The organism is Belnapia sp. AC561 (genome assembly GCF_979252845.1).
Window position 1 is genome coordinate 1 of the sequence record NZ_CEEDBP010000535.1, and the last position, 232, is coordinate 232.

1 protein-coding gene is annotated in these 232 nt (G+C 60.8%); it reads right to left on the reverse strand.

Annotated features, from left to right (window positions below; genetic code table 11):
• On the reverse strand, positions 1-232 hold a 232-nt coding region (locus tag AC0IW9_RS32160; RefSeq protein ID WP_471652329.1), incomplete at both ends, for a hypothetical protein.

The window sequence follows — 232 nt, forward strand, 5'->3', positions numbered from 1 at the left end:
CCATCGGCCATGGGCAAGTAGGTCACGCGCAACGCTTGTGGCTTGAACAGGAACAGGTCGTGCTGACCCAGGCGCAGCCAGCGCCATAAGTCGATACCGAACGGGCTTTGCGCCAACGGTGCGCTGGCGTGTTGCGCCAGTTCTTGTTGTTCGATGGCGAGGAAACGGCCGGAGAGTTTTTCCAGGCGGTAGCCCGGCTGTAAGCCAATCAGCGCAGCCAGGCCTTTCCATT